This is a genomic window from Streptomyces sp. NPDC091412, assembly GCF_044756885.1.
GTDB lineage: Bacteria > Actinomycetota > Actinomycetes > Streptomycetales > Streptomycetaceae > Streptomyces.
Window position 1 is genome coordinate 203,319 of record NZ_JBIVTV010000011.1, and the last position, 12,843, is coordinate 216,161.

Sequence of the window (12,843 nt, forward strand, 5' to 3'; positions counted from 1 at the left end):
CCGGCCCCCAACCAGCCGGATGGGCTCGCAGTCCTCGCCGCACGGGGCTCCTCGGGGAATCCGTGTGCGTCTGCCGTCTACTCCGCCGCCACGATGCGTTCGACCGCGGCCGTCACCAGTTGTTCACGCTCTGCTTCCGTGAAGACGTCCGGCAGGGTGAGCTGCTCGACGATCAGCCAGTTCAGAGCCAGTATGAGCAGCTTGACGGCCATGGCGTCGCCGGGGAGGCCGGAGGCCTCGTGGTAGGCCACGTTGGCGTCGACGTCGGCCCGGACTCGCTCGGTGAGGACCTTGCGCAATTCGGGGCGGCGAGTGGCCTCCAGGCGGAGTTCGAGCAACGCGAGGTAGCCGGTGCGGAAGCGGGCGATGCGGCCGACGAGTTCACGCATCAGCTCCGCGTAGGTTTCCCGGTCACGGCCGGCCGCCTGCTGGCGGGCGATCGTGGCGTCGTCGGGCTTGAGCCGCTCGTACACACGGGCGCCGGCCTGGGTGAGCAGGTCGTCGCGGCTGGCGAAGTAGTTGGACGCGGTGCCGGCCGGTACGGCGGCCTCGGTGTCCACCGCCCGGAACGTCAGACCACGTGCGCCTTCCCTGGCCAGCACCTCGATCGCGGCGTCGACGAGGGCGGCGCGCCGCTGGTCGTTTCGCCTCACCATTGACATCACTCCATCTGTAGTACTACGTTCAAACCACTTCATCTAGAGTACTACGTATGGAGCCATCAGAGATGCGAAAGCTCGTGTACTACGTCGGTGTCACGCTCGATGGCCGCATCGCCGGCCCCGGCGGCGAGTACGACTTCTTCCCCGCCGGCGACGAACAGCAGACTGCCGCCTACTTCTCCTGGACCAACACGCTGTACCCCGAGACCGTTCCGACCGCCCACCGAGCCGCCGTAGGCCTCACCGACGCGCCCAACCGGCGCTTCGACACCGTCGTCATGGGCCTCGGCACCTACCGCCCCGCCCTCGACGCGGGAATCACCAGCCCGTACGCGCACCTGCGTCAATACGTGGTATCCAGCACCCTCGAGCCGGACACCGACCCCGCCGTCACCGTCGTCCCGGGCGACCCACTCGCCCTCGTCCGCGAACTCAAGCGGCAGGAGGGCACCGGCCTGGACATCTGGCTCTGCGGAGGCGGCAAGCTCGCGGGCGCCCTCCTGCCCGAGATCGACGAACTGGTGGTCAAGCACTACCCGGTGGTCGCCGGCGCCGGAATCCCGGCTTTCGACGGCGCCTTCAACCCCACCGTCTTCCATGTCGCCGAGCGCACTGCCTTCTCCAGCGGCGTTACTCTCACCCACCTCACCCGCCGCTCCTGACTTCGGAAGCGTGATGTCGTTGGGGGCTGACGGGGTGTGACCGTCACGGTAAGGAGCTACGGGTGAGCGTGCGCTCGGTTCGGCGGTGGCGCCGAGCCTGGCAGGACGCCGGCATGAACGGTTCCGGAACCGGCGTCGTCCGTCACGGTGCGGCGCGGGGCACGGCGGTGGGCTCCGGCGGGACCGGCCCGCGGCGTGCTCGCCGTCAGGTCAGCGTCAGTTCCGGCTTGTACATGTCCAGCCACAGTGCCAGGTTCACGGTGCGTTCGAGACCGCGCCGCGAGGCCAGCGTGACCTGCGGGGCGTCCCGGTGGGCGGCTTGGTGGACGCGGTCCCGGTCGAGCAGGTCGAAGACCGGGTGGGACGGGCGGGCGAGGATCTCCCTGACGTGTTCCTGGATGGCGACGGCGTACTTCGGGTCCTGCGTCGACGGGTAGGGGCTCTTGGTCCTGTCGTACACGGACCGCGGAAGCAGGTCGGCGGTCGCCTCCCTGAGCAGGCTCTTCTCCCGCCCGTCGAACGACTTCAGCGACCAGGGAGCGTTGTACACGTACTCGACGAGCCGGTGGTCGCAGAACGGCACCCGCACCTCCAGCCCGACCGCCATGCTCAGGCGGTCCTTGCGGTCCAGCAGGACCCGTACGAACCGGGTCAGGTGCAGATGGCAGATCTTCCGCATCCGGTACTCGAAGTCGCTCTCCCCGTCGAGGCGGCGGATGTCCGATACGGCGGCGCAGTAGCTGTCGGCGACGTACGTCTTCAGGTCCAGGGCTTCGGTGAGAGCGGGGCTCAGGACTCCGGAATCGCTGCCGAAGCGCTGGGCCTGGGCCATCCATGGGAAGGTGTCGGCGCGCCGGGCCTCCTCGTCGAAGAACTGGAGGTAGCCCCCGAAGACCTCGTCGGCCGACTCGCCGGACAGCGCGACCGTGGAGTGCTCGCGGATCGCCCGGAGGAGCAGGTAGAGCGAGGAGTCCAAATCGCCGATGCCCACGGGCAGGTCGCGTGCCCGGATCGTCTCCGCCCGTACGTCGAGGTCGGCGAGGGACTGCGCGTCGAGAAGGATGTCCTGGTGCTCGGTGCCGGAGGCGTGGGCGACGTCGTGCACGAACGGGCTGTCGGGTGTGGCGCGCAGCTCGTCGGCGATGAAGTCGTCGGTGTGTCCCACGAAGTCCACGGCGAAGCTGCGCACCTTCTCGCCGTGCTCGGCCAGTTGGCGGGCTGCCAGGGCGGTCAGCGCGGAGGAGTCCAAGCCTCCCGACAGCAGCATGCAGCGGGGGACGTCGGCGACGAGCTGGCGGCGGACGATGTCGTCGAGCAGTGAGCGCACGGTGGCGATGGTGGTGGCTCGGTCGTCGGTGTGCGGACGGGTCTGAAGTTGCCAGTAGACGTGTCGGCGCATCCCCTGCCGGTCGACGGTGACGACGGAGCCGGGCTCCAGTTCGCGCATGCCGTCCCACACGGCGTGTCCGGGCGTCTTGACCATCGCGAACACTTCCCGCAGGCCGTCGAGGCGGATCCGGGCGGGGGCCAACGGATTGGCGAGGATGGCTTTGGGCTCGGAGCCGAACAGCAAGCCGTCGGAGGTCGGGTAGTAGTAGAACGGCTTGATCCCCATACGGTCGCGGACCATCACGAGCCGGTTGTGGCGGCCGTCCCACACCGCGAAGGCGAACATGCCGTTGAGCCGTCTGGCGAGCCCCTCCTCCCATTCGAGGTAGGCGTGCAGGACCACCTCGGTGTCCGAGTCGGTCGTGAAGCGGTGGCCCAGACCGGTCAGCTCTTGGCGCAGTTCGGTGAAGTTGTAGGCCTCCCCCGAGTAGACGAGCACCACGGTGCCCTCGGGTGTCCGGACGCTCATCGGCTGCCGCCCGCCGGGGAGGTCGATGATCGCGAGCCTGCGGTGGCCGAGGGCGGCGGGCCCCTCGGCCCAGGTGCCGCAGTCGTCCGGGCCCCGGCAGGACATGGTCTCGGTCATCGCGTCCAAGGTCGCGCTCTCGGACCTCAGATCACGGTCGAAGGACACCCAGCCGGTGATCCCGCACATGTGTTACCTCCCGCGTCCGGCCTCCGGGCCGAGCCCGCTCACCTGCGGCCTCTCGCAGCCAATCCCGGCGAACCAGTTTGTGTTCAGCTAGGGGACGAGCGTGTGTCACGTGCGGAACAGGGTCAGCCCGTCCGCACCCTGGTCGGCGCCGCCCGCCCCGTCGGTTCGGACCGGCTTTGCCTTGCGGGTACACGCCTACGAGCCTCGCCCCGACCGCCGGGTTCCGGGCCGCGGCCGTCGACTCCCGGCCCGCAGTAAAGAATTACCCAAGTTCGCGCGCCGCGCGTCCGGCCCAGCGGTTTTCGCCTCCATTCGGGTGGAAGGACTGTCCAGCGAATGGCTCTGTCCGGAAATCGGTGGTCGCGCTGCGTGGCGGTCACCGCAGGAGGATGCGAAGGCGGAGGAGGGCGAGGCCTGCGCGGCCGGGCCGCTGCCCCGTGATCCGTTCGGTGCGGGTGGTGATCGGCTTCGGCCGCGGGCCCCTTACATGTGAGGGAATCGCTCGCATCCAAGATCGCGCGCGTTCGTGGAGGAGATCCCCCTGTGAACAGGCCTCAGCGGACTGTGCCGTCCCTTCCGACCGTCATCTGGCCGACCCAACCCCCCGCACGGTCTGGCGGTGTCCACTGGCGCGAAGCCTGTGCCTCGCACTGCCCGAGCGCTCGAGGTCGGAGCCGAGCCGGATTTCCCCTCCCTGCCAGCGCTCCCGCAGCCAGCGGTCGTGGCTGGCCAGCACGATCGCGCCGGGGCCGGTGCCCAGCGCCGCCTCCAACTCGTCGCACAGGCGCGGCGACAGGTGGTTGGTGGGTTCGTCAAGCAGCAGCAACTGCGGCGGTCGCGCCACCAGCAGCGCCAGCGCGAGCCGCCTGCGCTGTCCGACCGAGAGCCGGCCGACCGGCTTGTCCAGGTCCGCTTCGTGCATCAGACCGAGCGAGCCCAGCGGTACTGCCTCGGCCCGCTCGGCTCCCAGCGCCAGCTCATAGGTGTCCCGGACGGACCGGCCCGGACGGGCGAAGACGGTGTCCTGGGCGAGCAGGCCCACAGTCAGTCCGCGACGCCGCCGCACCTCGCCCTCGGGCGCGAGCCGCCCGGCGAGCACGGCCAGCAGAGTCGACTTCCCGGCCCCGTTCCCACCGGTGACCAGCAGACGGTCGGTCGCCGAAACCTCCGCACTCACCGGTGCGAGCCGGCCCGGTACCCGTACGTCGTCCAGGGACACCAGCGGACCGTCGTCCTCCACCCCCGGTGCCGCGAGCGCCGTGCCCTTGAAGCGCAGCGGCTTCGGTGGCTCACCGACCTGGGAGCGCTCCAGCTCCTCCAGGCGGCGGACGGCGTTGCGCACCCGCCGGGAGATCTGGCTCTGGACCCGGCCCGCACGGTGGCCGTAGCCCATCTTCTCGTTGTCGCGCGGTCCCCGGTCCGGTGCGACGCGGTGCGCGGTGACCTGAGCAGAGACCCGCAGCGCGGCCAGTTCCTCCTGTTCCTCGGTCCAGCGTCGCTCCCAGCGGTCCCGCTCGGCACGCTTCTCGGCCAGGTACGCGCTGTAGTTGCCGCCGTAGCGGACCGGGCCGTCCATCGCGGGGTCGAGGTCGATCAGGTCCGTGCACACGGCGTCCAGAAAGGCCCGGTCGTGGCTGGCCACCACGACGGCCCCGGGCAGGGCGCGTACCTGGTCCTCGACGAAGGCGGCGGCACCGTCGTCGAGATGGTTGGTCGGTTCGTCCAGCAGCAGCGCGGAGGGTCGCCGGACCAGCAGCGCGGCCAGCGCGAGCCGGACGCGCCGGCCGCCGGACAGCGACCCGAGCGTCCGGTCGTGTCCGAAGGCGCCGAGGCCGAGGCCGTCGAGCACGAGCGCGGCACGCCGGTCGGCGTCCCAGACCTCCCGTTCCTGGGCCTGTTCGAGCCGGACGCCGTACGCGTCGAGCAGGCCGGCGTACTCGGGCGCGTCCTGCGCGGTCCGCGCGACCAGCTCGCTGAGCCGGTCCAGCTCGGCGAGGTCCTCCCTGGCCTCGCGCAGGGCGTCGTCGAGTACGTCGGCGATCGTCGCGTCGGTGTCGTACGACATCTCCTGCTGAAGAAAGCCCAGGTCGGGCGGGCGCGTGACGCTGCCGACGTCGGGCTCGTCCGTCCCTGCCAGCAGGCGCAGCAGGGTCGACTTGCCGACGCCGTTCTCCCCGATCAGCCCGATGCGGTGCCCGGGCGAGGCGGTCAGGGAGACACCGTCGAACAGGCGCCGGTCGCCGAGAGTGTGGACGAGGTCGTGGGCGAGCAGAGCCGGTTGAGGCATGGGGTCCGTCCAACGTGATCGGTGCTCGGCCCGCGGGGCGGCATGCCTCGGACGCGGGCCAGGTCGACACGCCGGCGGCTCACATCTCAGGGGCCCCCGTCTCCTTCAGCTCGCCGTCGGCCAGCCGCAGCCACCGGTTCACGCCGATCTCGCGCAGGAACCGCTCGTCGTGGCTGACCACCACGAAGGCCCCCTGGTAGGAGTTCAGGGCGCCCTCCAACTGGCCCGCGCTGACCAGGTCGAGGTTGTTCGTCGGCTCGTCCAGGAGCAGCAGGTGCGGAGCCGGTTCCGCGCACAGCACGCAGGCCAGGGTGGCGCGCAGGCGCTCGCCTCCGGAGAGCACCCCGACGGGCAGATGGGCGCGAGGCCCCCGGAAGAGGAAGCGGGCGAGCAGGTTCATCCGGTCGGCCTCCGGCCGCTTCGGGGCGTGGTCGGCGAAGTTCTCGGCGACCGTACGGTCCAGGTCCAGCAGGTCGAGGCGCTGCGAGAGGTAGGCGATACGGCCGTCGGCCCGCTTGATCTCGCCGCTGTGCGGTGTCAGATCGCCGTTGAGCAGACGCAGCAGCGTGCTCTTGCCGGCACCGTTGGGACCGGTCAGCGCGATGCGCTCCGGGCCCCGGACGGTCAGGTCGACCCCCTGGCCGGCGAACACGTCCTTCTCGCCGAGGCGGGCGCGGAGTTGCCGGCCGAGGAACAGATTGCGTCCGGCGGGCACGTGGGTGTCGGGCAGGTCCAGCGTGATGCGCTGCTCCTCGCGCAGCGCGCGCCCGGCCTCGTCCAGCCGGGCCTTCGCCTCGCTGACCCGGCCGGCGTGCATCTGGCCCGCCCGGCCCGCGGACTCCTGCGCGCCCCGCTTCATGTTGCCGGCGAAGATACGCGGCAGACCGGCGTTCTTCAGGTTGCGGGCGGCGTTGCTCTGCCGGCGTTCGGCGCGCTCGCGGGCCTGCTGCATCTCCCGCTTCTCCCGCTTCAACTCCTGCTCGGCGTTGCGGACGTTCTTCTCGGTGACTTCCTGCTCGGCCCGCACAGCCTCTTCGTACTCGGTGAAGTTGCCCCCGTAGAAGCGCAGTTCGGCGCGGTCGAGTTCGGCGACGCGTTCCATGCGGTCGAGCAGGGCGCGGTCGTGACTGACCAGGAGCAGGCAGCCGTTGAAGTCCTCCAGCACGTCGTACAGCTTGTGCCGGGCGTCGAGGTCGAGGTTGTTGGTGGGCTCGTCGAGCAGCAGCACGTCGGGCCGCTTCAGCAACTGGGCGGCGAGACCGAGAGAGATGACCTGGCCGCCGCTGAGGGTGCTCAGGCTGCGATCCAGGGTGAGGTCGGTCAGACCGAGGCGGTCGAGTTGAGCGCGGGTGCGTTCCTCGATGTCCCAGTCGTCGCCGATGGTGGTGAAGTGTTTTTCGTCGACGTCCCCGGACTCCACGGCGTCGATGGCCTGGATGATCGCGGCGACGTCCAGCACCTCGGCGACCGTGAGGTCGCCGGTCAGGGGAAGGCTCTGGGGGAGGTAGCCGAGGGTGCCGGCCACGGAGACCGACCCGCTGCCGGGCCGCAGTTCACCGGCGATGAGCTTGAGCAGCGTGCTCTTGCCGGCACCGTTGGGCGCGACGAGGCCGGTGCGGCCGGAGCCGACGGTGAAGGACAGGTCCTGGAGGACGAGAGTGTCGTCGGGCCAGGTGAAGGACAGGTTCGAGCAGACGACGGAAGCGTCGGACATGGAGGTGACCTCGTGAGGAGGGGGCAGGGAAGACACTTCTGCCCCGGCAGCAGACAGAGGGAAAGAGGGGACGACAGCGAGGCCACGTCGGCGGCGCTTCCACGCACCAGTCCGGTGGCCTGTCGGGTCCGGGTATCACCCGGAGATGTCGTCGTCCACCACCATGTCTCGGCTCCTCAACAAACGATCAACGTCTCTACCAGTCTAACAACAGGTTGCGTTGGGCCGGAGACACGAAGGATCACCCGGTCCGGACCACGGCCGGCCGCCGCGCCCAGGGCCTGGCGGGCGGCGGTACCCGGTCCCGGATGGGCAGTCGCCGGATCCGCGGGCCACGGCACGTGGAGATCGCGGATACCCCGCGAGCTCGTGATCGGCAATCTGCGTCCCTGACAGGCGTGGTTCGGCGGGCCCGGTCCCCTGTCGCGATTGCTGATCGATCACGACGCCCGGGTCTGTCCGCCGTTCTCTCCTCCATCTCCCTGGGGGTTGGGAAGCACTGGCGGACCGTCGGTGTCCGGTGCGGCTCTGGCCACCATCTCGGCGAGCCGCCTGCAGGCCTCTTCGATCTTCTCCTGGGTCTGGTTCCGCTCGGTGATGGCCGCGGCGAGCAGCAGCGCGGTCAGCGCGGCGGCACCGTTGAAGGCCTGCAGTGAAATCATGTCGGTGAGCAGCGTGTGCCCGGCGAACGGGCCTGCCCTGCGCGTGACGGCGAGGATGGCGAACGTGGATACGGCCAGCGCGCAGGGCGTGGCTCCGGCGCGCTGGAAGCGGAAGGCTGCCCAGGTCAGCAGCGGGAACCCCAGGAAGAGCAGCGGCGCGGGGAAGGTTTCTAGGAGACCGACGGCGATGGTGGCCGCGACAAGCAGCGATCCCTCCGCCCATCCGGATCGGGGGATGTTCTTCGGCCGGCGCGCCGAGCGGAGGACGAGCAGCAGCGGCGCGACCAGCAGGACGCCCATGGCGTCGCCGGTCCACCAGACCCACCACGTGAGCCAGAATCCGCCGGGGGGCAGCGCGTGGGCGAGACTCAGACTGCTGCTGCCCACGGTCGCGCTGATGAGCATGCCGGTGAGCGCGCCGAGGAAGACCAGTGCGAGCGCGTCCTGGAAGCGGTTCATCTGGGTGCGGAACCCGCTGCGGCGAAGGAGTGCGTAGGAACAGAGGGGCGCGAGTGTGTTGCCTGCCGTGATGGCGAGCACGGCGGGGGTCGTCGGTCCCAGTGGGATGTCGATCAGGAGGGCGCCGAGCGCGATCCCGGGCCAGACCCGCAGTCCGAACAGGAGCAGGCCGGCCAGCGCGATGCCGGTCGGAGGCCACAACGGCGTGACCTGGCCGCGCATGAACTGCTGGAGGAGTCCCAGCCTGCCGGAGACGTAGTACAGCGCGGCAACGGCGACGATCCGCAGAGCCGTCGTGCCAACGCGCCGGAGCCCGTCGCGGCTCGCCACAGTCATCGGGAGGTTTTCCCCTCGGCTCTGCTCTCTCGTCCCCTGTTCGCTGACCCTCCCGGATCCACGACACCGCCGCTCATCTGTATGACCTTTCACCATGTGCTCTGCCGGGATTGCTTCGGGTGACGGAGCGATGTGCGACCCGAGGGGTCTGCCTCTCAGCCGCAGGGGCTCCGTGCGGCTTCAGCGCGGGGTGCGCACGGCGAGGATGGCCATGTCGTCGTGTGCGTCGCTGGGGTGGTGGTCGGCCAGGGCCTGCACGAAGTCCTGCAGAGGCAGGGCCGCGTGTGTGGTGGCGAGTTCGGCGAGCTCGTTCAGGCTCTCGTCGAGGGGATGGTCGGGATGCTCGATGAGGCCGTCGGTGAAGAAGACCACGGTGGTGTCCGGGGACAGGGGGTGGGTGTGATCGGGGCGGGACAGCCCGACATCGACGTTCAGCGGTAGTCCGGGCTCCTTGAACAGGTACTCCGCCCGGCCGCCCGGAGCGATCAGCAATGGGGGGAGGTGGCCTGCCGAGCTCCAGTGCAACCTCCAGGCAGCCCCCGCGGGTTCGATGCGCGCCAGGCTCGTGGTGGTGACGGGGTTGTCGGTGATGGCCTCCAGGGTGCGATCGAGCTGGGCGAGGACCGCGCTGGGCGGAGTCCGCAGGGTGAACAGCAGAGCGCGCAGCATGTTGCGGGTGGAGGCCATGGCGGCAGCGGCATGCAGATCGTGACCGACCACGTCGCCGATGACGACGGCCACCGCGCCGTCCGGAAGGAGGATCGCGTCGTACCAGTCCCCGCCCAAATGGTGGGGTTTGGCGGCGGGCCGGTAGATGGCGGCGGCGTCGAAGGGCCGCATGTCGGGCAGCGCCGGCAGCAAACGCCGCTGGAACTGTTCGGATCCGGTACGAACCTGTTCGAAGAGCCGGACGTTGTCAATCGCGATACCGGCGGCACGGGCGAGGGCAACGACGATGGTCTCGTCGTGCACGTCGAAGGGCTGTCCGTCGCGCCGCTCGGAGAGGTAGAGGTCTCCGAAGATGTCGCCGCGGACGCTGACGGCGACGCCCAGGAGGGTGCGCATGGGCGGGTGGCCAGGTGGCAGGCCGACCGACGACGGATGCGAGGAGATGTCGTCCACCCGCAGGGGTTCGGGGTGGCGGATCAAGTGTCCGAGCACGCCCCGACCGCGGGGAAACCCCGCCTCTGCCAAGGACGACCGTTCCTGCTCGGACAGGCCGACGACGATGAACTGCGCCAGGGACTCGCCGGACGCGTCGAGAACTCCCAGTGCCCCGTAGCGGGCGTCGACCAGGTCCATGGCGGTGGTCACGATGCGGTGCAGTACCGCGGGCAGCTCCACCTCCCGGGTGATGGCCACCACCGCCTCCAACAGACCCTGCACGCGGTGCTTGGCGCCGGCCAGAGCGCGCAGTTGCTCATCGATCCGGCCCAGTTCGCTGTCCAGACGCGCCAGCAGGTCGGGGCGGGGCGGCCGCTCCGCCCCTTCCCCCTTCTTGCCCGCCATCATCACGATCGCCCGCTGGACCGGTACTCGCCCTCGGTGGACTTCAACGGCTTGCCGCACGCGCTGCACGGGGCGGTGGAAGCCACCGCCGTGGCCTTGCGCTCCTCCCGCTCGGTAAGGATCTGGAGCAGCGGCTTGGAGCCCCCTGCTTCGGCGATCGCAGGGCCCACCCCGATCAGCGGGATCTCCGTCTCCGGCAGCGGCAACCGCCGCGGCGGCACCTGATACTCAAAGCCGGCCTCGGCGTCCTTGTCGGTGGGGGCGGCCTTAGCGGGGCTCATGCGCTCGTGCCCTTCTTCGATGTGGTGCGGGGTGACCGGCTTCGGCAGCCGGTCGTACGTGGTCATGTCCGCGAGCGGGCGCGGATCGGGTGGCGGTCGCCGGGCGTGCCGCGAGGTGGTCTTCGCCCCCTCAGTCGGACTGTCGCCCAGCTCCTCACAGGTGGCGTTGCACCGGCGGGCCGCGATGGCCACCAGGTCGATGCCGACCGAGTCGAAGCCGAGAACAGCCTGCATGCCGCCGACGACCGCCGCGGCCGGCGACTGCCGGCGCGACAGCAGCACCTCGATCAGCACCCGGGTACCCACATGTCCACCGGCCACGGTCTTCGCCGCCGAACAGAACGCCTCACGAGTGGCGGTGAAGCCGCCCTCGGCCCGGGCCTGCGCCAAAACGGCGGCCCGGCGATCGCGCCGGGCCTGACCAGGAGAATCTCCAGGATGTCGTGGCAGGTGTAGCGGCGAGTCGGCCTGATGTGCCGGGCGGCGAACTGCCGCCCGCCCAAGACCAGCACCTCGTTCGCTCGCCGGACAGTGATCCCGCCATCGCGGTGCAGGGCCGACATCGGGCCCCGCCCACTGTCGTAAACCGGTGCCGAAACCGTGGGATCCGCCGGGTCGCCACGACGGATCCGTTCGTACAGCCACTCACGCGAGCGGTACACCCCGGCCTCCTGGCACGACCGTGATCAAACAAGACCACAGCCTGACACGGCCCACCGACCCGGCCGGCTCATTACTCCAAAAGCGGCATGCCGCACCCGGGACGAAGGAGGCGGGAGGCCATTGCCCCGGACCGCGTGGGGCGGTCGGTCGGTATCGACGCCGACGTCGTACAGCGGCGGCAGCCGCTGCGGGGCGCCGGTGGTCCTGCTGGTCGAGTCCAGCGTTCCGCCGCCCCGGATGATCGTCTTCGGCGTCATCGACTTCGCCTCGCCCTCGTCCGGGCGGGCGAGTTCCTGAACTACCACGTCACCGTATGCGACGCCGTCCCGCCTTCGTGACCCCGCACGACTTCCCCGAGGCCGACGAGATCGTCGTCGACTGCGTCAACCCGCTCGGCTTCGACAAGCCGGGTGCGTACGCGCTGAGGCCCGAGAACGGCAGTGCCGCCCAGCGGGCCGCCTGCTCGTGCCCCCCTCCTCGCAGCCGCTATCGACGAGCGGCAAGCGACGGAAGAAGACGATGCGCGTTGTCGCGGTTGATGCAGCGGCGCTGTTGCTCGTCGAGGGCGGGGTCGTTGTCGAGCGCGGGTGCGGTGACACCCGTGACCAGATGAGCCGGGGTGGGGGGCCAGTCACTGCCGTAGAGGATCCGGGAGGGATCCACGGTGGACAGCAGACTCGGCGTGGCCGAGGGGGACATGGGGCCGGCCGTGTCGTAGTAGAAGCGGTGCAGGTAGTCACGGACCCGGGCGCGGTCCACCTTGGGCGTCAGATGGTCGCTGAACACCTCCACGCGGCTGGCGATGTAAGGAAGGAAACCGCCTCCGTGCGGCAGGATGAAGCTGAGGTTCGGGTAGCGGTCCAGGGTCCCGTTGATGATGAGACTGATCGCCGCGCGCGTCGTGTCCATCAGGAAGTCGCACAGGAACGGCGGCACACCCTCCAGCTCCGCGCCGCCTCCGGGTACGTCCATCGGGTGCGTACTGACCACGGCCGAGCGTTCGTTGAGCTCCGCCAGGATTCTGTCCTGGTCGGGGTGGCCCAGATAGACGCCCTTGGCGCTGGTCCGCACGCTGACGCCGATCGCCCCGAGGTCGTCCAGTCCATGGGTGAGCGACCACATCGACAGGTCCGGACTGTCCAGGAACAGCGGTGCGTAGAAGGCGAAGCGATCGGGATGGCTCTGGACAAGGTCGCTGGCGGCTTCCAGGGCGACAAGGGCGCTTTCCTTGCGCACCTTCGGATCCTGGAGGCGGCCCAGCATCGCGACGGTGAAGACACTGGTCCGGATGCCTGCCTCGTCCATCATCCGGAGAGCTGTGCCGAGGTCCCACCGGGTCCACGGCGGCAGCCTCCGACGATGGACGATCTCTTGTTTTTCCGCCCAGTCGAGCCATTCCGGCGCGGTGTAGTGGTGGTGTACGTCCACACGCTCCCGGCGTGCGTCGCCCTCCCCCGCCGCCGTCGGCCCGCTGTCGGCTATACCGGCCAGTGGGGCCGTGCCCGCCGCCGTCTCTAGTGATGTCATGGACAGGCTCCCATTTCTGTGGTGACGCAGGAGAAGT

The 12,843-nt window shown here is 70.0% G+C and carries 9 protein-coding genes and 2 pseudogenes; 3 read left to right on the plus strand and 8 right to left on the minus strand.

From position 1 onward, the window contains the following. Positions 1-77 precede the first annotated feature (77 nt). A complete protein-coding gene (locus ACIQMV_RS25390; protein ID WP_401772034.1) occupies positions 78-656 on the minus strand; it encodes a TetR/AcrR family transcriptional regulator in 579 nt (192 codons plus the stop codon). A gap of 71 nt (positions 657-727) precedes the next feature. Here ACIQMV_RS25390 and ACIQMV_RS25395 point away from each other — a divergent pair, with 71 nt between their 5' ends. Further along, a complete protein-coding gene (locus ACIQMV_RS25395) occupies positions 728-1,324 on the plus strand; it encodes a dihydrofolate reductase family protein (RefSeq protein ID WP_402595785.1) in 597 nt (198 codons plus the stop codon). 205 nt (positions 1,325-1,529) lie between these two features. Here the strand turns inward: ACIQMV_RS25395 and asnB are convergent, their stop codons facing one another. The 6 genes from asnB to ACIQMV_RS25425 all read right to left on the minus strand — a co-directional run bounded on the left by asnB (position 1,530) and on the right by ACIQMV_RS25425 (position 11,006). Continuing rightward, positions 1,530-3,368 carry an asparagine synthase (glutamine-hydrolyzing) gene (gene asnB, locus ACIQMV_RS25400; RefSeq protein ID WP_402595787.1) on the minus strand — a complete coding sequence of 613 codons (1,839 nt, stop codon included), beginning with the start codon at positions 3,366-3,368 and terminating at the stop codon, positions 1,530-1,532. A gap of 583 nt (positions 3,369-3,951) precedes the next feature. Further along, positions 3,952-5,655 carry an ABC-F family ATP-binding cassette domain-containing protein gene (locus ACIQMV_RS25405; protein WP_402595788.1) on the minus strand — a complete coding sequence of 568 codons (1,704 nt, stop codon included), beginning with the start codon at positions 5,653-5,655 and terminating at the stop codon, positions 3,952-3,954. Between the two features lie 79 nt (positions 5,656-5,734). Then, a complete protein-coding gene (abc-f, locus tag ACIQMV_RS25410; RefSeq protein WP_402595789.1) occupies positions 5,735-7,369 on the minus strand; it encodes a ribosomal protection-like ABC-F family protein in 1,635 nt (544 codons plus the stop codon). A gap of 440 nt (positions 7,370-7,809) precedes the next feature. Beyond that, positions 7,810-8,826: an MASE1 domain-containing protein gene (locus tag ACIQMV_RS25415; RefSeq protein ID WP_402595790.1), complete on the minus strand. Its 1,017-nt coding sequence runs from the start codon at positions 8,824-8,826 to the stop codon at positions 7,810-7,812. A gap of 180 nt (positions 8,827-9,006) precedes the next feature. Beyond that, positions 9,007-10,335, minus strand: coding sequence for a PP2C family protein-serine/threonine phosphatase (locus ACIQMV_RS25420; RefSeq protein ID WP_402595792.1), 1,329 nt, complete (start codon positions 10,333-10,335; stop codon positions 9,007-9,009). A 2-nt stretch (positions 10,336-10,337) separates the two neighbouring features. After that, a complete protein-coding gene (locus ACIQMV_RS25425) occupies positions 10,338-11,006 on the minus strand; it encodes a hypothetical protein (RefSeq protein ID WP_402595794.1) in 669 nt (222 codons plus the stop codon). A gap of 450 nt (positions 11,007-11,456) precedes the next feature. On the opposite strand from ACIQMV_RS25425, the pseudogene ACIQMV_RS25430 reads away from it, so the two are divergent. Then, positions 11,457-11,658, plus strand: a pseudogene (locus ACIQMV_RS25430) (XdhC family protein); the annotation flags it as partial. Continuing rightward, a pseudogene (locus ACIQMV_RS25435) lies at positions 11,638-11,760 on the plus strand (NADPH-dependent F420 reductase); the annotation flags it as partial. The pseudogenes ACIQMV_RS25430 and ACIQMV_RS25435, both read left to right, overlap by 21 nt. Positions 11,761-11,765: 5 nt before the next feature. On the opposite strand, the gene ACIQMV_RS25440 reads toward ACIQMV_RS25435, so the two are convergent. After that, positions 11,766-12,806, minus strand: coding sequence for an amidohydrolase family protein (locus ACIQMV_RS25440; RefSeq protein ID WP_402595795.1), 1,041 nt, complete (start codon positions 12,804-12,806; stop codon positions 11,766-11,768). Between the last annotated feature and the right edge of the window lie 37 nt (positions 12,807-12,843).